Origin of the sequence: Burkholderia sp. BCC0419 (genome assembly GCF_902830285.1) — a bacterium.
Classification (GTDB): domain Bacteria; phylum Pseudomonadota; class Gammaproteobacteria; order Burkholderiales; family Burkholderiaceae; genus Burkholderia.
Map to the genome: position 1 here is coordinate 140,943 of NZ_CADESR010000002.1, position 20,682 is coordinate 161,624.

2 protein-coding genes (1 of these 2 cut by a window edge) are annotated in these 20,682 nt (G+C 70.9%); both read left to right on the top strand.

All coding sequences use genetic code 11. The features are described from left to right. Nucleotides 1-94 precede the first annotated feature (94 nt). Nucleotides 95-12,610 carry an amino acid adenylation domain-containing protein gene (locus HWW87_RS14260; RefSeq protein ID WP_175820816.1) on the top strand — a complete coding sequence of 4,172 codons (12,516 nt, stop codon included), beginning with the start codon at nucleotides 95-97 and terminating at the stop codon, nucleotides 12,608-12,610. Then, nucleotides 12,607-20,682: the start of an SDR family NAD(P)-dependent oxidoreductase gene (locus tag HWW87_RS14265; protein ID WP_347879291.1), read on the top strand. Its footprint extends 12,735 nt past the window's final position; only the first 8,076 of its 20,811 coding nucleotides appear in the window; the start codon lies at nucleotides 12,607-12,609; its stop codon lies off the right edge, out of view. Before HWW87_RS14260 ends, HWW87_RS14265 begins: the two co-directional genes overlap by 4 nt.

Below are 20,682 nucleotides of genomic sequence, written 5' to 3' on the forward strand. Positions count from 1 at the left end.
TCGGCCGCTGACCGGCCTGGTCGGTCTGGTCGGTCCCGGCCGGTTCACCGTACACGCCCGCCGCGCGGCGGCACGATTTCACAAGGTTCCAGGAATGAACAATTCGCTCGACGTGTTGGATACGCTGCAGGACATCCTTCGATCGTGCAGCCCCGGGACGCAGTTCGGCGTCGACGCGAGCCTCGTTGCCCAAGGGCTCGGCTCGCTCGCGGCCACGCGCTTCGTACTCGAGGTGCAGGCGCATTTCGGTGCGCCGGTGTCGGTCGACGATCTCGGCGCGGGGATGACGCTGGCCGCACTGGCCGATGAGATCGCAAGCGCGCGGCGCGATGACACCGCCCGCGCGTCCGCGTCAACGCCCGACGCCGCTGGCAGCGGGGCCGGGATGCCGCTGCTGCCGCTGCAACAGGCGTTTCTCGTTACCGCCGACCCCGGCTACAGCGCGGATCCGGCCGGTTGTCATCTCTATCGCGAGTTCGACGTGACCGGTATCGATGCAGATGCGCTGGTCAGCGGCTGGATGCGGCTCGTCGCCCTGCAGCCGATGCTGTCGGTCCGGCTGGCGGACGATGGCACGCTGGTGCCGGGCGCTGACGTGCCGCTGGACGTGGACCGCGTTACGGACGACGCACACGACGGCGCGCTCGCCGCGCGGCGCGATGCATGGTGGGCGCGGGCCGACCGGATGCCGGCGCGCCCGGTGGCGGTCGCGATCGTCAGCTCGCCGGGGCGGGTCTCGTTGCAGATGAGTCTTGACGCGATCGTGCTCGACGGCTTCGGTTTGCAACTGCTGCTGCGGCAATGGCTGAGCCTGGCAACAGGGTGCGTGCTGCAGGCCCCGGCCATCACTCCCGCCGAGTGCGCGAATCTGCTCGGCGGGCCATTGCCGCGGGCTTCGCTCGACTACTGGCGAGGCGTGCTCGCCGATGCGCCGCCCGGACCGTTCGTGCGGCAGGTCACGACGGCGCTGGCTGAACGGCGCGCCGCATCCGGCAGCCCGGCTCCGTTCGCACGTCGAAGTATCGAGGCCGAGCTGTCGCCGGCCATCTGGCAGCGTCTGAAGCGTGAGGCCGAGCGGCTCGGCATATCCCCGACGTCGCTGGTCTTTGCCGCGTTCGCCGAGGTCGTGCTGGAGATCGATCGCGCCGGGTCCGCCTCGTTCGTGATGACGACGAGCGAGCGATCCCGCCTGCCGCTGGCCGCGCAGGACGTGATCGGCCCTTATACGTCGAGCATGATCGTTCCAGTCGCGCGGGATGTGCACGAATCCGTCGATGCGTTTTCCGTGCGGTTGCATCGCGAGGTGTGGGCTCATCTCGCGCACGGCGCGGTCCCGGCTGTGGTCGCGCTACGCGAAAGCCCAGCTTCGGCGCCCGCGCGCGGCCTGCCCGTGGTATTCACGAGCCTGCTCGGCATCGAGGTGGACGCGCTGGCTGCGCTGCGCACGCGCGCCGCCAGCTGCCAGACCTCTGGCGTGGCGCTCGAGCATCAGATGTGGGAAGCGGACGGTGCGCTGCGACTGCATTGGGACGTGGCCGACGCGATGCTTCCGCCGGGGGCGGCCGGCCTGTGCTTCGACCGACTGCTCGCGCGATTGAGTGCGGTCGGCGCGAGCGCGTCGGCGGGCGCCGCACTGAACCGGCTGCAGCAGGCGTATTTCGTCGAGCGCAGCGCCTCGCTTGACGCCGAGCCGTGCTGCGCGGTGTTTTCGTTCGACGCCAGCGGCTTCGATCGCGCGTGCGTGGAAGCGGCCTGGTGTGCACTCGTCGCGGCGACGCCCGCGCTGCGCAGCCAGGTCGGAACCGATGGGGACGTGCGAATCCATGCGGCCAGCGATGTCGTCGCGGGGCTCGGCGTCACCGAGGTTGCCGAGGCGGCGCTGACGCGGCACGGCGAAGCCCTGGAGCGGACCCTGCTGACGCTTCCGTTCCCGCCCGGTCGTTGGCCGCTGCAGCAGGCCCATCTGTTGGCGACGCCGTCCGGCGGCGCCGTGCTGTACGTCTGTTTCGACCTGCTGATGCTCGATGCCAGCAGCATCCACGGGCTAGTGGCGTCGCTTGCCGCCCGGTTGTGCGGTGGCACTGGCGCAGTCGTTCGCGCCGCGGCCGCGGAGGTGGCATGGCCGGGCGTCACGATGCGTGACGGATACTGGCCGGAGAGGATGCCCGCGCTCGCGGCGGGACCGGACCGGCTTTCGGGCGCCGCCGCGCGGTCGCCCTGGACGCGCATCGAGGCCGTGTTCGACGGCTACGGCGCATTCCTCGACGCGTGCCGTGAGGCCGGAGTCGATGCGGATGACGTGCTCGTGGCGGCAATGGCCGCGGCGTGGCGGCCCGAGGCGTCGCGACCGTTTACGCTGCCGGTGGTGTGCTGCCGGCCGCAGGACGACGGTGTTCGCCCTGGCGAGGCGTCGCAGATGGCATGGCTGAGCTTTTCGGACGGTGCGCAACCCGATGCGATCGACTTGCGCGCGCCGCTGCCGGAACTGGCGCGCGCGATCCGGCAACGCCGCGCCGACGATCTCGCCCACGGCGGTATCGAAGGTCTCGGCGCGCTGTCGGTGCGCAATGCGCAGGCGGGCGAGCTCCTTGCACTGCCGGTCGTCTATACGGGCATCGTCGAATGGGGCCGCGTTGACGAACGCGTGGCGAACACGCTGCGCTGGCGTACCGCGACGCCCGGCATATCGGTCGATGCGGTGGGGCTGTCGGTCAACGATCGCCTGCTGATCGGCTGGGATTGCCGCGAAAGCGATTTCGCGCCTGACGCCGCGCGGCGCGCGTTCGAGCGTTATCGCGCGGCGCTCGCGCATTGGCTCGCCGATCCGCAGGTGCTTGGCGGGGCGACGGCGCTGCCGGCTGAGCCGTTGCGGCCGGTCCACCTCGCATTCGAACGGGTCGCGGCTGCGCGGCCCGATGCGCCCGCCGTGTACTGGCGCGACGGCGAGCCTTGGACGTTCGGGCAGGTCAATCGGCGGGCCAATGCGATCGCGCGCCGTTTGCGCGAACTGGGCGCCGGCCCCGGCACGACGGTCGCCATCTCGATGCCGCGCACGCCGGCGTTGATCGCCGCAACGCTCGGCGTGCTCAAGGCCGGTGCCGCCTATGTGCCGGTCGAGCCTTCGCTGCCGGCCGCGCGCGCGGCACGCATGATCGAGGTGGCCGACTGCCGGCTCGCGCTCGTCCTGTCGACGCGCTCCGCCGATGTGACGCTGCCGGATCAGGTTTGCTGCGTGGCCGTCGACGCGTTGCCTCATGGCTCCGATGACGATCGCAATCTCGACGTGATCAACGATGTCGATTCGCTGGCCTATGTGATCTTCACGTCGGGCAGCACGGGCGAGCCCAAGGGGGTGGCGGTCAGCCACCGGCCGCTGCTGAACCTGCTCGATTGGTGCCAGCGCCGGTACCGCTTCGGCGGCGACGACCTCGGTATCTGCGTGACTTCGCTGGGTTTCGATCTTTCGGTGTTCGACATACTGGGCCTGCTCGGCTACGGCGCGGCGCTGTATCTTGCCAGCGAGTCCGAGCAACGTGACCCGGCGCTGCTGGCGGCGATCCTGACCGACTATCCGGTGACGTTCTGGAATTCGGCGCCGACCACGCTCGATCAGGTCAGCCGTCATTTCGACGATCTGCCGGTCGGCGCCGTGCGCGACGCGCTGCGCCTCGTCTTCCTGAGCGGCGACTATACGCCGCTGTCCTTGCCGCCCGTGCTGGCCGCCGCGTTTCCGCGCGCGCGCCTCGTTTCGCTCGGCGGCGCAACCGAGGCGACGGTCTGGTCCAACTTCCACGAGGTCGGCGAGATCGACCCCGGCTGGCGCAGCATTCCGTACGGACGACCGATCGACAACGCGCGCTACTACATCCTCGATGAGGCAGGACAGCCGTGCGGGCACGGCGTCGAGGGCGAGCTCTTTATCGGCGGCGCGGTTTTGAGCCTCGGCTATTACCGCCGGCCGGAACTGACCGCCGAGCGCTTCGTGCGCGATCCGTTCGTGGCTGACCCGACGGCGCGGATGTATCGCACCGGCGATCGCGCGTCGTTCTATCCGGACGGCAGCATGTCGTTCTGCGGCCGCGTGGACCGTCAGGTCAAGGTGCGCGGCGTACGCATCGAGCTCGAGGAGATCGAGCATGCGCTGCGCCAGTATCCGCGCGTGCGAGAGGCGGTCGTGGTGGTGCGGCAGGATCCGTCCGGCGACGCGAAGATCGTCGCCTATGTCGACAGCGAATCCGAACTCGATCCGGGTGCGTTGCGCACGTTCAGCCAGTCGGCATTGCCGGCGAGCATGGTGCCGAATTTCGTCCATGTGATGCGCGGCTTTCCCGCGACCGGCAACGGCAAGCTCGATCGGCAGGCGCTGCCGTGGCCGCTGCCGGAGGGCGGGACGCAGGCGCGCGTCGCGGCCGACGCGGGAAGCGTCGCTGCGGCTAGGGCAGATGCTCGAGCCGGCGCCGCTCCCCCGGCATATACGAATCGAATGGGCCACGTGGCCGCGAAGCCGACCGTCGCGGTCTGCGCGCCGTCCAGCGAGGCCGCCGCGGCGCCCGACCTCGCCACCCTGACCGGCAAACTGGGCCAGCTGTTCGCACGCTTTCTCGGACGCGAACCGGACCCGGCTCGCGAACTGTGGGAACAGGGCGCGACCTCGTTCACGATGGTTCAGGTCAGCGGCGCGTTGCGCGCCGACTACGGCGTGCGTCTGCAGGTCGAATGGCTGACGCGCGACCCGAGCGTGGCCGGCATCGCCCGGATGCTCCAGTCGCATCTGGCCGGCGCGGAGCCCTCGGTTCAGGCATCGCCCGCCCCGGTGGTCGCGGCGCGGCAGCCGGAGCCGGCCCGGCCGGCGGACCACGAGCGCGTGGACGTGCTCGATCCCGTCGCGAAGCAGGCGTTCCTCGATGCTGGCCTCAATCGTCGCGCGGATCTCGACGGACAGGCGCGCGCATCGTTGCCGCCGGTCGACCTGCCGCAGCCGTGGTTCGCCTGGCGAGGCGCGCAGCGCGATCTTGTCGATGGCGTCGTATCGAAAGCGCAATTGGGCCGGCTGCTCGGTTTGCTGGCGTGCCGGCGCTCCGGCACGCGTGACGCGCGGCTCTATCCGTCTGCGGGCGACACCTACGGCGTGCAGATCTATGTTTGGCTCGGCGTCGGGCGGGTGGACGGCTTCGATGCCGGCTACTACTGGTTCGACAGCGCGGCCGCGGCGCTCGTGCGAGTCGGCCGGGCCACGACGTTCGCGCGCGAAGCGCAGTTCATCTACAACCGGCCGCTGCGCGACCGGGCCGCGATGGCGTTGTTCCTCGTCGGCGAGCCGCGCGCGATCGCGCCGCTCTATGGTCCGGACGCCGAGCGCTTTCTGCTGCTCGAAGCCGGATACATCGGCCAGTTGCTGATGCTGGGCCAGCATGAGAGCGGCCTCGGACTGTGCCCGATCGGCAGCTTCGACACGGCGGACGTGCAGGCGAGCCTGCAACTGCACGCCGGTCAGACCGTGCTGCACAGCTTCCTGCTGGGGCCGGTCGCCTACGCGCCGGCACCGGGGGTTCCGGCGCCGCTGCGGATGGCGGATGATGCCGCGGGCCAGCCGCGCGCGCCGGTGTCGATCGTCGGTCACGCATTGCGCTATCCGGGCGCGGCGACGCCCGACGCATTCTGGGCGCTGCTCAGCAATGGCGAGCGCGCGCTGCGCGAGGCGCCGCGCCGTCACGGCATCGGCGCGCATCACCGGCTGGCTGGCGGCTTTTTCGACCGGATCGACGGCTTCGACGCGCTTGCATTCTCGATCGCGCCGAATGATGCCGCGCAGCTCGACCCGCAGACGCGACTGCTGCTGGAAGTCGTGCGCGAGTGTCTCGAGCGGGCCGGGCACGACGCGCGTTCGCTGCAACAGGCGGGTGAGCGGACCGGCGTGTTCGTCGGCCATTTGTGGCAGGACTACCGGCAATACGGTGTGGGCGCCGTGGGCCGCATCGCCGCGATGACGGCCAGCGGTTCGGAAATCGCTCACCGGATCTCGGCCGTGTTCGGCTTCACCGGACCCAGCCTCGCGATCGACACCGCGTGCTCGTCGGGTCTCAGCGCGCTGCATCTCGCCTGTACCGCGCTGGCGAACGGGGACTGCGATAGCGCCGTCGTCTGCGCGGTCAACCTGATCGCGCATCCGTCGCACATCGACGCGCTGAGCGCGCTCGGCTTCGTCGCGGCGCGCGTGACTGCCGGCGCGTTCGACGGCGACACCACCGGCTGGGTCATCGGCGAAGGGGCGGGTGCGTTGCTGCTGCGCCGCGCCGACGCCGCCGATGCGCACGCGGACCGGGTCCTCGCGCAGATCCTCGGCACCCATCTCGAACAATCCGGCGCGCGCGCCGCCTATGGCAGCCCCAGCGAAGCGGCTATCGAGGCGGGACTGCGCGCGGTCCTGCGTCGGGCGAACCTCGACAGCGGCGAGATCGACTACGTCGAATGCGCGATCGCCGGTGGCCCGGTATCCGATGCGGCGGAGTGGCAGGCACTCGCGCGCGTGTTTGCGGACGGCGTGCTGGCCGGGACGGTCAAGCCGAACATCGGCCATCTCGAGGCGGCGTCCGGCCTGTCGCAGATATCGAAGGTCCTGCTCCAGCTCGAATACGGGAGGCTCGCGCCAACCCTCGTCGCGCCGTCGACCTCGCCGCTCGTCGAGCTCGACGCGGGGCCGGTGCGCATGGTTCGCGGCTTCACTGCGTTGCCTGCGCGGCGGGGGGGGCCGCACCTGCTGATCAACGCGATCGGGAGTACCGGCGCCAGCGCGCAGGTGATTCTGGCCGCGCCCCCGGCCCGCTCGCGCGTCATGGCACAGGGGCCGCGCGTGATGCTGCTGTCGGCACCGTCGGTCGCGCGGCTCGAGGCGCTGGCCGATGCCTGGCTCGCTGCGCTCGAAACTGCCCGCGACCACGATTCGTGGGAGGGCGTGTGCGGCACTTCGCAACTCGCCCGGGCCCATGGCGAACATCGGCTGGCGATCGAAGCGGCCGATCGCGAGGAAGCCATCGAACTGCTGCGCGCGTACCTGCGCAGCAGCAGCGATCGGCGTATCCATGTCGGGCGCGCGGCGGCCGACAAATTCGGCGTCGCGACGCAGGCCGCCGGGTTTCGCGGCGCGTTGCAGGACTGGCTCGCCGGCCACACGATCGAATGGCGCGCATTCTGGAGCGTCGTACCGCCGCGGGTGCCGTTGCCGACGTCGCCGTTTGCGCGCGAAGCGTATTGGCTCAATGCGCCCGCGCCCGCGCCTGCCGAAGCCGACGCGCCGGGGCAGGACTGGCGCACGCGCTTGCGCGCCGCGTTCGCCAGCGCGAGCGGGATCGCGGAGCCGTCCTTGAACGACCACGTCGAACTCGAACGCTACGGTCTGAATTCGCGCATCGCAACCGACGTGGTCGCGGAACTATCACGGCATGCGCCGGCTGCGTCGCTGCCGGCCACCTTGCTGTATGAATGCCGCGACCTGGCGGCAGTCGCGGCGCGCCTCGCCGAAATCGGCGCGCCGCCCCCCGGTTCCGTCGTCCTCCCCGTCGTCCCCCCCGTCGTCGCCCAGGCGGCGCAATTCGGCACGGCCCACGCCGACCGCGCGGTCGCGGTGATCGGCCTTGCCGGCCGATACCCGGGCGCGGACGACGTCGACACGCTGTGGCAGCGGCTCGTCGCTGGCGCCGACCTGGTCGGCGGCTTGCCGCCGCAACGGGCCCGCGATGTTCCCGGTCACGCGCTGCTGATGCAGGGCGCGTTCCTGGACGACGTGGCCGGCTTCGATCCGTTCGTGTTCGGCATCGCCCCCCTCGACGCGCACCGGATGGATCCGCAGGAGCGCGTGCTGCTCGAAACCGTCTGGCACGCATTGGAGGACGCATGTTTTCCGCCGGCTCGGCTGCGCGCCGAATTCGACGGCGAGGTCGGCGTATTCATCGGCGCGATGCACAACGACTATCCGCTGCTCGGTATCGAGACCGGCACGCCCGAGCACCTCGTTGATGCTGGCGCCACGCCGGCCGGCATGGCCAATCGCATTTCCTACCATCTCGATCTGCGCGGCCCGAGCCTGACCGTCGATACGATGTGCTCATCGTCGCTGACGGCGATGCAGCTCGCGATCGAAGCACTGCGCGCAGGTCGCATCCGGCTCGCAATCGTTGGGAGCGCGAGTCTCGCGCTGCATCCGAACAAGTTCGTGCAACAGGCGCGCATGGGGATGACCGCGAGCGATCGGCGCTGCCGCAGCTTCGGGCTGGGCGGCGACGGCTTTATCCCCGGCGAGGGCGCCGGCGTCGTGATCCTGCGCTTGCGCGACGACGCGCAGCGGGCGGGCGATCGTATCCACGGTGTGGTGCTCGGGTGCGCGGTCAACCACGGTGGCAAGGTCAACGGCTACACGGTGCCGAATCCGCAGGCGCAGGCGGCGCTCGTGCGCGCGTCGCTCGACGACGCCGGCATTGCGGGCGACAGCGTGTCCTATATCGAGGCCCATGGCACCGGCACGGCGCTCGGCGATCCGATCGAAACACGCGCGCTCGATGCGGCGTTCTCGCTTGCGCAGGCGCCCGCGCCGCTCGCGATCGGTTCCATCAAGTCGAACCTCGGGCATCTCGAGGCCGCCGCCGGGATCGCCGGGCTGACCAAGGTATTGCTGCAGATGCGTCACAAGACGCTGGCGCCGTCGCTGCATGCGACGGCCGGGAATCCCGACATCGACTGGCGGTGCTTCGTCGTTCCGCAGACGCCGCAGCCGTGGCTGCCGCGCATCGACGGTGGCCGGCCGGTGTGGCGTGCCGGCGTCAGCGCATTCGGCGCTGGTGGCAGCAATGCACATGTCGTACTGGAGGCTGCGCCGGACCTGGCGCAGGCAGCCGCGTACGCGGCGGGGCCTCGGCTGCTCGTGCTGTCGGCCGCCACGAACGACGCGCTGCGGCTGATGGCGGGCCGCTTGGCGGCGTTCCTGGCACGCCGTGACCAGGAAACGCCGTCGCTGGCGCAGGTTGCCGCCACGCTGCAATTGGGCCGTGAGCCCCTGCGTGAGCGCTGGGCCGCGCCGTGCGACAGCATCGACGCGGCGATCGTGCTGCTGCGGGCGTTCGCCGATGGCGAGGCCGTAGGCGTGCGCGGCCGTGCCGTGCCACAGGCCGCGTCGTGCGATGCCGGCCTGCCGCTCGACGCGCTCGCGCGCGCGTGGGTATCCGGCCAGCACGTCGACTGGCCACGGGCCGCGGCGTGGACTGCGCTTCCCGGCTATCCGTTTACGCGGATGCGTTGCTGGATCGACGCGGTCGACGATGGCGTGGCGCCGCCGGCGCGACCCGTTCCGCTCGCGGAGCGCGTGTGGCGACCTGCCGGTGACCCGCCTGCAGCGGCCGGCGGGCACGACGACGGCCCGGTGCTCTGCATCGCCGGCCAGACGGCGCGCGCGTTGGCGGACGCACTGGCGGTCCGGCTCGCGCCGCGCCGCATGCACGTTCGGCAGGGGGCCGATGCCGGCATGCGCGAGCGGCCCACGACCGTGTTGATCCTGACCGACCTCGAAGCCGGCGGCGGCGCCTGGCAGCCCGCGTTCGAGATCTGCGCAGCGCTCGCGCGCGGATCGGCGGTCACCCCGCTGCGGATCGTGCAGGTGGTCAGCGGGCTGCATGGTCCGTCGGCCGAACCGGGCAGCGGCTCCGGCGCGGAGCTGGCGGGCCTGCTCGATGCGCTCGCCGCGGAACACCGCGGGACCACATGCTCGGTCATCGACGTGGGACCGATCGCGCTCGGGGATCGCGCTGCATGCGAAGCGCTGTCGGCCATGCTGGCCGGCGAGGTCGCGCGCCCGACGGCGGGCGACCTCTGTCTCTCGCCGCTCGGCCGTCTCGTGCCTGCTTGGCAGCCCGTCGAACGTGCGCCGTCGTCGTGGCGGCCGCGCGCCGATTGCGCTTATGCAGTAACAGGCGGCACGCGCGGCATCGGCGCGAGGCTCGCGCTCGAGCTGGTGCGATGCGGTGCGCGTCACATCGCGCTGCTGGGCCGAACTCGCACGGCCGAGACCGACGCCCTCGTCGGTGCGCTCGAACGGCAAGGCGCGCGTGTCGTCGTCCATTACGCGTGCGTCGAGGACGAGGTGGCGATCGGGCACTGGCTGACGGCGATCGATCGCGAATTGGGCCGGCTCGGCGGCGTGTTTCATTGCGCCGGCGTGAGCGCACGCGGCCATGGCGCGCTCGTCGACCGGCCCGCCGACGCGATCGCGGACGTGATGGCGCCGAAGGCCGGAGGCGTGGCCGCGCTGCTGCGCGGCGTCGCGACGGCGCAGCCCGATTTCATCGTGCTGTTCTCGTCGATTTCGGCCGTGGTCGACGCGGTCGGCGCCGGCGTGGGCGACTACTCGGCCGCCAATCGCGCGATGGACCGGCTGGCCGAACAATGGCAGCGGCGCGGGTTTCCGCAATTGAAGTCGATCGCCTGGCCGGCCTGGCGGGATTCGCGGGTCGATGCATTCGCGATGGCGGCGATGCAGCGTCAGGGGCTGCCGCTGCTGTCGGATGCCGAGGCATTCGACGTCCTGTGGCGGACGGTCGCGCTGTCGGGCTCGGCCCGGTACTGTCCGGTCGATGCCGCGCTGCTCGCGTCCGGCCCCGTGGCGGAGGCGCCTGCCATGGCGGAGATGTCCGTTCGGGTTCCGCCCGACGCCGCATCGCCCGTGCATGAATCCGGCGCGCTTGCTCCGGACTGGTTGCGGGAGGTGCTCGCGAAACGCACCGGCCTGCCGATCGAGCGGATTCCGGCATCGGCGAGCTTTGCCGAACTCGGCGTCGAATCGATCATGCTGGGCCGGCTCGTCGAGGATATCGAGGCATGCATCGGTGAGCCGCTTGCACCGGGCCTGCTGCTGGAACATCCGACGGTCGATGCGTTGAGTGCGTATTTGTCCTCGATGGGGATCGCCGCGCGGAACGAAGCGCACGGCGACACCGGCGACCGGTCCCCGTCCGCTCACGCGGCGCCTGCCGCGACGAGTCCGTCGGCTGTGGTCGGGGCGCCGCGAAGCACGCGCGACGAGCCTGCGCCGATGCCTGATACCTCGCCCATGTCCGCGTTGGACCAAACGGCGTCCGTCACGCCGGACCGGGACGCGGTGGCCGTCGTCGGGCTGGCGGTGCGCTTGCCCGGCGCGCCCGATGTCGATGCGTTCTGGCGCTTGCTCGCCGACGGCCGTTGCGCCGTCACCGAGGTGCCGGCGGGACGCTGGGATACCGCGTCGCTGTTCGACCCGGCGGGCGCGCCCGGCTCCAGCGTGTCGCGCTGGGGCGGCTTCATCGACGATATCGAGACGTTCGACCCGGACTACTTTGGTCTCGGCGAGGAGGAGGCGCTGACGCTGGACCCGGCGATTCGCCTGTTCATGGAAGTGGCGCTGAACTGCCTTGCCGATTCGGGACGGGAGCCGGCCGACGTGCGGCGCAGCAATACGGGCGTGTTTGTCGGCGCGCGGATGGGCCGGTACGGGCAGCGCGTCGAGAACGCGGGGCTCGATTCGGGGCTCGGCGGCGACCAGAACTTCATCGCAGCCCACCTGGCGCATTTCCTCGATCTGCGCGGCGCCAACATGGTCATCGATTCGGCATGCTCGTCATCGTTGAGCGCGCTGCATCAGGCCTGCCAGGCCATCCTGTCGGGCGACGCGGAGCTGGCCTTTGCCGGCGGCGTCGACGTCCTTCTCGACGAGGAGGTTTACGTGCAGTTCACGCGCGCCGGCGCGCTGTCGCCGACGGGACGCTGCCGGACCTTCGATCGCAACGCCGATGGCTTCGTGCCGGGCGAGGGCTGCGCCGTGTTTCTGCTCAAGAAGCTCTCGCGCGCGCTGGCCGATGGCGACCGGATCCGCGCGGTCATCGAGGCGAGCGCGATCAACAACGACGGCCGGACAATGGGGCTGACCACGCCCAACCCGGACGCCCAGAAGGACGTGATTCGCGCGGCGCTGGCCCGGGCCGCGCGGCGTCCGGACGAGATCGGCATGGTCGAGACGCACGGCACCGCGACGAAGATCGGCGATCCGATCGAGTTGAAAGCGCTGAACGACGCCTATCGGCACGACACGACCCAGCGCGGCTACTGCGCGGTCGCGAGCGTGAAAAGCAATCTCGGCCATCTGTTGAGCGCGGCTGGCGCCGCCGGTCTCGCGAAGACGGTGCTGGCGGTCGAGCATGGGCGGGTTCCGCCGACGCTGTTCTGCGACACGCCCAACCCGCGTTTCGACCTGGCGCATTCGCCGTTCTTCATTCCGCGCGAGTGTGCCGCGTGGCCATTGCCGGGGCCCCGCGTGGCCGGCGTCAGCGCGTTCGGTCTCGGCGGCAGCAATGCGCACGTGATCGTCGGCGAGGCGCCCGCGCACGCTGCCGTGCGGGTCCCGCTCGCGCCGCCGGTGCTGCGCCGCCGGCGCCTGTGGCTCGAACGCGATGGACGGCGCTCGAGCGCACGGCCGCCCGCCCCGTCGCCGGCACCCGAAGCTGCGCGTGCGGCTGCTCCTTCATCGTTGCTGAGCCTCCATTTCGGAGATGCCCTCGGTGACGCCGCCTCTTACCCTGAATTGACGACATCGTGAACAACCCATCTATTCTTTGTACGCTGCGGCTCGCACATACCGATCTCGTCATGCAGAACCACCGGGTTCACGACGTGTCCGTGATGCCCGGCGTGGTGTTTCTCGACCTGACCTCGCGGGTGCTCGAGGCCCGTGGACATGCCTGGACGGGATACGCACTGGAGCGGGTCCTGTTCAGCGAACCCGTCGTCACGTCGACTGACGGCGATCGCGAACTGCGCGTGCGAATCTGGCTCCCGGAAGGCGATGCAGGCTCGGTGCTGGTGGACAGCAGGGTTTGGGGCGACGACGGCGCGTTCGCCGAGAACATGCGCGCGGTGCTCGTCGTGGATCACGACCCGCCGGCGCCCGCGCTCGATGTTGCCGCGCTGAAGGCGCGCATGACGGATGCGCTCGACATGAGCGAAATGTACCGTCGCGCCCGGCTCGAACGGATCGACCATCGCGCGCCGATGCGCTGCACCGGCCGTCTATGGACAGGCGGCGGTGCGCTACTGGGCGAGCTGCGGCTCGAAGTGCCGCCGGAGCCGGGATTCCATATGCACCCGGCTGCGCTCGACGCCGCGACGATCGCCGCTTACGCGCAAACCGAGGCCGCGTTCGACGCGCCGTTCATTCCGGTCTCGATCGACCGCGTGCGGCTCGTCGCGCCGCTGTCGGAGCAGTTCTTCCTGCATGCGCCGGGTACGGAAATCCTGGCCGCGACGGGCGACGTGATCAGCAACGACTACGACCTGTACGATCGCGACGGACGGCATTGCGCGAGCTTTCGCCGACTTGCCTGCAAGCGGATCCGTCAGCCCGAGCTGATCACCCGGCTGCTGCTGCCGCGCGCACGGGCGACGGGTGACGCGCTTTTGGCCGATGCGCCGGCCGCCACGGCTGAGCTGGTCCAGGCCGGCTCCTATGCGGCGCTGCTGCGGATCTGGATCGGCGAGATTCTGTCGATCGAGGCGGCCTCGATTGCCACGCACCTCGGCTTCTACGAACTCGGGCTGGGTTCGCGCGATCTGCTCGCGTTGGCGGCGCGGCTCGAACAGGTCGTCGGCAATGAGATTTATCCGACGCTGCTGTTCGAGCATCGCGATATCGCGGCCCTCGATGCGCACCTGTTGGCCACATTCGGACCGCTGACCGCCCACGCGAGCGCCGAGCCCGTGACGGCGGCGCCCGCCGCCGCACCGGTCGTGGCGCAAACCGGGTTCGCGGCGCCCGCCTGGATACCGGATCGGCGTCGCCCGGCCCCGACCGGCGCTGCGCGAATCGCCGTCCACGGGCTGCCTGCGCGCGCGTTCGACAGCTTGAGCGCAGCCGCGCGCGAACGGCGCGGCGTCGACCTCATCGCGCTCGACGATCCGGTGTCCCTGGCCGCGCGCGGCGACGGCGCGCCCGATGCGCTCGTCTGGTTCGGTGACCATGACGGCGCGCCCGATGGGCAACTGGCCGAACTCGCGCGCTGGACGGCGGCCTGTCATCGCGGGGCGCGACCGATCGCGCTGCTGGTCGTCGAGCGCGGCGAGACCGCGTCCGCGACGCTGCACGGGTTCGCCGCGTTTCTGCGCGGCGTGCGCGTCGAGAGCCCGCGCATCGCGGCGCGTGCGCTGCTCGTTCCGGAGCGCGGCTGGCAGTACGCGGTGCTGGACGAGCTCGCGCGGGCGGGCGACACGTTTCCCGCGACCGCCGGCCTCGTCTCGGCGCTGCCGGACGGGTCCTCGCGCGTACGCGCGCTGGTGTCGCGCACCCTTGCCGTCGGCGACGCCAGCGCGCGCACGCCGGTGCTGCCCGACGCAGCCGTGTGCGTGGTCGCCGGCGGGACAGGAGGCATCGGCGTGCAGCTCGCGCACTGGCTGGCGACGCATGCGCGGGCCCGCGTGATCGTGCTCAGCCGCTCGGAGCCCGATGCCGCGCTGCTGGCCGAATGGGCGCGCACGCCCGCGCCGGCCGGCATCGCGCATGAGCGCTGCGACGTGACCGACCGGGCGGGACTCGATGCGGTGCTCGACCGGATCAGGCAGCGTTTCGGCGGGATCGACGCGGTGTTCCATGTGGCGGGCGTGCAGTCGGACGCACTGCACTTCACGGTATCGCCTGCTGCTTGCCGCGCGGTGACCGCATCGAAAGTGGCGGGCTTCCAGGCGCTCGATGAAGCGACGGCGCGGGACCGGCTGACGCTGTTCTGCGCGTTTTCGTCGCTGGCCGCATGGCGCCCGAACCCGGGGCAGGGGGCCTATGCGTTCGCGAACGCGATGCTCGAGGCGCTTGCCGAGCGCCGGCGCCTCGATCCGACGCGCAGCGGCAAGACCGTGGCCATTGCATGGCCGTTGTGGGCGGAAGGCGGCATGCGTCTGGCCGGCGCGGATCTCGACGAGGCGATGGCGCGCACGGGCCTGCGTCCGCTGCCGAGCGCCGACGCGTTCACGTGCCTGCAAGCCACGCTTCGCTCGCGGCCGGAGGACACGACGCTCGCGGTGCTGCACGGCGATGCGCCGCGTTATCGAGACTGGCTGTCGCGCGAACGCGGCGACGGCGGCGCCGTGCCGCTCGCGGCCGAGTCGGCGTGGGAGTCGGCGCCGCACGAGCGTGCGGACGATATCGCGATCGTCGGTCTGGCCGGCCGCTATCCCGGCGCGGACGATATCGACGCATTCTGGATGCGTCTGCGCGACGGGTACGACGCGATTACCGAAGTGCCGCACGAACGCTGGAATCATGCTGCGCTGTTCGATCCGCAGCGCGGCGTCGAGGGGCGCACGTACGGACGGTGGGGCGGCTTTCTCGGCGATATCGAAGGGTTCGATGCCGCGCACTTCCAGATGTCGCGGCGCGAAGCCGAACGCGCCGATCCGCAGGAGCGCCTGTTCCTGGAGACCTGCTGGACGCTGCTCGAAGCAGCTGGCCATCCTGCGGGCGCGCTGGCGGACCGGAATGTCGGCGTGTTTGCGGGCGTGATGTGGAACCACTACCAGCTATGCGGCGATCCGGATGAGGTCGCCCCGGCCGCCATGCACGCGTCGGTGGCCAACCGCGTGTCGTATGCGCTGGACCTGCGCGGTCCGTCGATGGCGGTCGACACCGCGTGCTCGTCGTCGCTGACCGCGATCGGCCTTGCGATCGATGCGCTGCGCGGCGGCGCCTGCACGATGGCGATCGCCGGGGGCGTCAATCTCGCCGTGCATCCGCAGAAATACCTGCAACTCGCGCAGGGCCAATTTCTGTCCGACGACGGCCGGTGCCGCAGCTTCGGCTCGGGTGGCAGCGGCTACGTTCCCGGGGAGGGCGTCGGCGCGGTCCTGCTGCGCCCGCTCCGCGATGCGCTACGCGATGGCGATCACGTGTGGGGAGTGATCCGTGGGCATGCGCTCAATCATGCGGGCCGCACCGGCGGCTTCACGGTGCCGAGTCCGGCCGGGCAGGCCGAGGTCATGTCCCGCGCGCTGCGCGACGCCGGCATCGACGGCGCCAGTGTGTCCTACGTCGAGGCGCATGGCACCGGGACCGCGCTTGGCGATCCGATCGAAGTCGAGAGTATCGGCCGCGTGCTGGGACGCGACGGCGGCGCGACGCTGCCGATCGGGTCCGTCAAGTCGAACATCGGGCACCTCGAAAGCGCCGCGGGCATCGCGGCGGTGACCAAGGTGCTGCTGATGGCACGCGCGCGACAACTCGCGCCGTCGCTGCACTCGCGTGAGCTGAACGGCGCACTGAGGATGGCGCCGTTCGGCCTGCACGTACAGCAAACGCTCGCATCGTGGCAGCCGATCGCCGGCGCGCCGCGGCGGGCCGCCGTGTCCGCGTTCGGCGCCGGCGGCGCCAATGCACATCTCATCATCGACGAACCTCCGGTTCACCCGGCGGCTGCGGATTCGTCCGACGGTGGCGCGCAGTGGCTCGTTCTGTCCGCCCGCGACGCGGCGGGGCTGAGCGACTACGCGGACCGGATGGCGCAGGCGCTCGACGCGGTGCCGGACCACACCGGGCCCGACGCGCTGGCGATCGCGGCCGAACTCGTCAGCGTCTGCGTCACGGATCTCGGGCCCGACGAGACGCCGCGCAGCCTGGGCATCGAGGGCGCCGATCTCCAGGCGCTGTCGCGGCGGCTCGGCCGCGATGTCGATCCCGACGAGGCGCTCTCGGGTGCCGGCGCGGTCGGCGATCATCCGCTACGCCTCGCCGACGTCGCCTACACGCTGCAGGCGCATCGCAGCCACTTGACCCACCGGCTCGCCTGCCGCGCAGCCGATCTTCGCGACGCGGTCGCGCTGCTGCGGGCCTACGTGCGTAGCGAAGTCGTGACGGGCGTGCTGACGGGGACGGCCGACGCGGGGGCGGCCGCCACGCCCGCCGCCTTGGATGCCGGTCCCATCGAGCGATGGGTGGCCGGGCACGACGTCGATTTCGCCGCGCCGTGGGCCAGTGTGCGCGCGCGTCGCGTGGCTCTCCCGGTGCCCCGCCTGTTTCACCCGCAGGGCTTCTGGATCGGCCGCTGGCAGCGCGAGGGGACTGCCCAGGCGCCGGCGCGGGTCGTGTCGCCCGCCGCCCGACACTCCGAATCAACAGGAAATTCCAACATGAGCGATGTGGCAGGCAACGACCCGGTCACCCTGAAGGTGCTCGCCAATGGCGTGGCGCTCGTCAGGATGCAGGCGGTCGCGGATAACAACATGTTCACCGAGGCGCTGCTCGATGGCCTCGCGGCGGCATTCGGCTCGATCGAGTCCGACCCGGCCGTGCGTGCCGTGGTGCTGACGGGGACCGACAAGGTGTTCAGCATGGGCGGCACGCCGTCAGCGCTCGAACGCCTCGCGCGCAAGGAGGGCAGCTTCACGGACGTGCCATTCCTCTACGAGGGGCTCGCGCGCTGCCGGGTGCCCGTGATTGCCGCGCTGCGCGGTCACGCGGCCGGTGGCGGGCTGACGTTCGGGCTGCACGCCGATCACGTCGTGCTCGACCGCGACGGCACCTATAGCGCTAATTTCGTCAAATTCGGCTTCACGCCGGGCCTCGGCGCGACCTATGCGCTTGAACGCCGCTTCGGCGCCGCGCTGGCCGCCGAGCTGTGCATGACGGCCGCCACCTATGCCGGGCGTGACCTCGAGGCCATGGGCGTCGCCCTGCGATTCGCCGACGGACCGCAGGTGCTGCAGAGCGCGTTGCGGATCGCCGATGCGATCGCCGAGCAGTCTGCTCCCGTCGTCAGCGCGCTGAAGCGTGAATTGGCCGAGCGGGCCGGCGCCGATCTCGCGAAGGTGATCGCGCGCGAGGCCGCGATGCATGACGCGGTGCTGCATGCCGATCTCGTGTCCGGGATTCGCGCGCGAACCGGACACGCCGAGCCCGACGCCGCCCGGACCGACGGGCCGGCGCATGCCGACCGGCCGGCGCCGGCCGCGCCACGCGTCGCGGCCGCCGATCCTGTGAAGCCGCGCATCCGGAACGAGATCGAGACGACCCTCTGCCGGAATCTGTTCGTGCATCGGAACGAACTCGACGCGCGTCGAACCTTTGCCGAGATGGGGCTCGATTCGCTCGGCGCCGTCGAAATCGTGCGTGATCTGAACCACGCGTTCGGCCTGAATCTCGATTCGGTGCTGGTCTACGATCATCCGACGATCGACGCATTGGTCGACCATGTTGCTGCCGCGCAGGCCGCGAGCGATGGTCTGATCGCCATCGCGCTCGATGCGCCGGCGCAGCCGGCAGCCGCCACGCGCGAGGCGGTCGATCCGGCGCGCGAGGCCGTTGCCATGCCGCTGTCGCAGGCCAGCGCGGTCGCCGATGCGAGCCGCGCGAGCGTCGAGGTGCGGCCGACGGCGAAGATCACGCCGCCCGCGTCGTCATCCCCGCCACCGCTGCGCCTGAAGCTGGCGCCGACGGCGGATGCGTCGTCGCCCGACCCGCAGGCGATCGAAGCCACGCGCGACGCGGGCGAACCCGAGACGACCGGGTCCGACATCACGCCAGGCGCGGCCGGAGCTGACGCGGCCGAGACCGGCGCCCTGCCGGCCACCGCGTCGGACGACGACATCGCGATCATCGGTCTGTCCGCGCGTTACCCGGGGGCGACGTCCGCCGACGCGTTGTGGCGCAATCTTCTCGACGGCACCTTCAGCGTCGCGGAAGTCTCGCCCGAGCGCTGGGACATCGCACGCTTCTACGATCCCGATCCGACCGCGCCGGGCAAGACGAGCAGCAAGGTGGCCGGCCTCGTCACCGATGTCGATCGGTTCGACGCGACGTTTTTCGGCATTTCGCCGCGCGAGGCCGAACTGATGGACCCGCAACAACGCGTGTTTCTCGAACAGGCGTGGCGTGCGCTCGAGGACGCGGGCCACGCGGTGGGACCCGAGCGGCGTATCAATTGCGGCGTGTTCGTCGGCACGGCCGCGGGCGATTACATGCAGTTGCTGCAAGCGGCGGGCGCGAGCGACTCGGGACAGGTGTTCCTCGGCAACGCCGCGTCGATTCTCGCCGGGCGGATCGCCTACTTCCTGAACCTGGAAGGGCCGACGGTCGCAGTCGATACGGCCTGTTCTTCGTCGCTCGTCGCGCTTCATCTCGCATGCCAGTCGATTCGCGGCGGCGATTGTGAAATGGCGGTGGCCGGCGGCATCGCGCTGATGGTCACGCCGCAGATGCACATCTGGAACAGCAAGTCCGGCATGCTCTCGCAGCTCGGGCGGTGCGCGTCGTTCGACGCGTCGGCGGACGGCTTCGTGCTCGGCGAGGGTGCCGGGCTGGTGGTGGTCAAGCGGCTGTCGGCCGCGCTCGCCGATCGCGATCGTATTTACGCGGTGATCCGGGCGAGCGGGATCAATGGCGACGGCAAGACGAACGGCATCACCGCGCCATCGGCCGACGCGCAGCTCGCGCTGCAACGTCGCGTGCACGCGGCAGCCGGCGTGTCGCCCGACGATATCGCCTATATCGAGACGCACGGCGCCGGCACGCAGCTCGGCGACCCGATCGAACTGAAGGCGCTCGCGGGGCTGATGCGGGGCCGCAGCACGACGCTCCCGCCGTGCGGCGTCGGGTCGATCAAGTCAAACCTCGGCCACACGACGCTCGCGTCGGGTATCGCCGGGCTCATCAAGGTCACGCTCGCGCTTCAGCACCGCGAGATCCCGCCGAGCCTGCATTTCGACACGATGAATCCGAACATCGAGCTGGGCGGCGTGCCGCTGGAGGTGGTGACGACGCGTCGCGCGTGGCCCGTGGGTCCGAGCGGACGCCGCATGGGTGCGGTCAACAGCTTCGGCATGTCGGGTACCAACGCGCACTTCGTGCTGCAGGAGGCGCCGCTCGAAGCAGCGCGGCCGGACACTGGCGATCTCGTCGACGAGGGCCATCTGCTGCTGGTCTCGGCGCGCACCTCGCCGGCATTGCGTGCGCTGGTCGAGGGCCTCGTCACGGACCTCGAGCGCGGGGCCGCGCTGAGCGATGTCGCCTATACGCTCGGCGTCGGGCGCGCGGTCTTCCGCAAGCGTTGCGCGATCGTCGCCGGTGACGCCGTGCAGGCGATCGCGCTGCTGCGCGGCGCGCTGGCCGAGGGAACGCTGGAGGGCGTTCACTCCGCGCATTGCGCATCGGCGGATGCGAGCGCCGGGTTCGATCGGGCGCTCGACGGCACGGCGCTGACCACGCTCGGCGAGCGCTTTTGCAGCGGGCAGGCGGGCCTCGACCTGACCGGCTTCTTCGAGCGCCGCCGCGGGCGGCGTATCGCGCTGAGCGGCTACCCGCTCAGCAACCAGCGCTTCTGGGTGCCCGATGCGGCCGGCGCGGCGCCGTCCGTCGCCGCGCCGGGCGCCACGGGGCCCATCCGCGCGCTTCTGGAGAACACGGCCAAGGAGGCGATCGATCCCGACACGGACTGGGTTCGCGACCATTGCGTTCAAGGGCAGCACTGGGTGCCGGGCGCGGCGATCCTCTACTACAGCGCGCGCACCCAGCGCTTCCGTCCCGTCGAATTGTCCGATGTCGAATGGCTGATGCCCGCCCGCGTGGCCGGCCGCGTCACGCTCGAAATACAAGGCAGCGTGGATGACGAGGGGCGCTACGACATCGAGATGCGCATC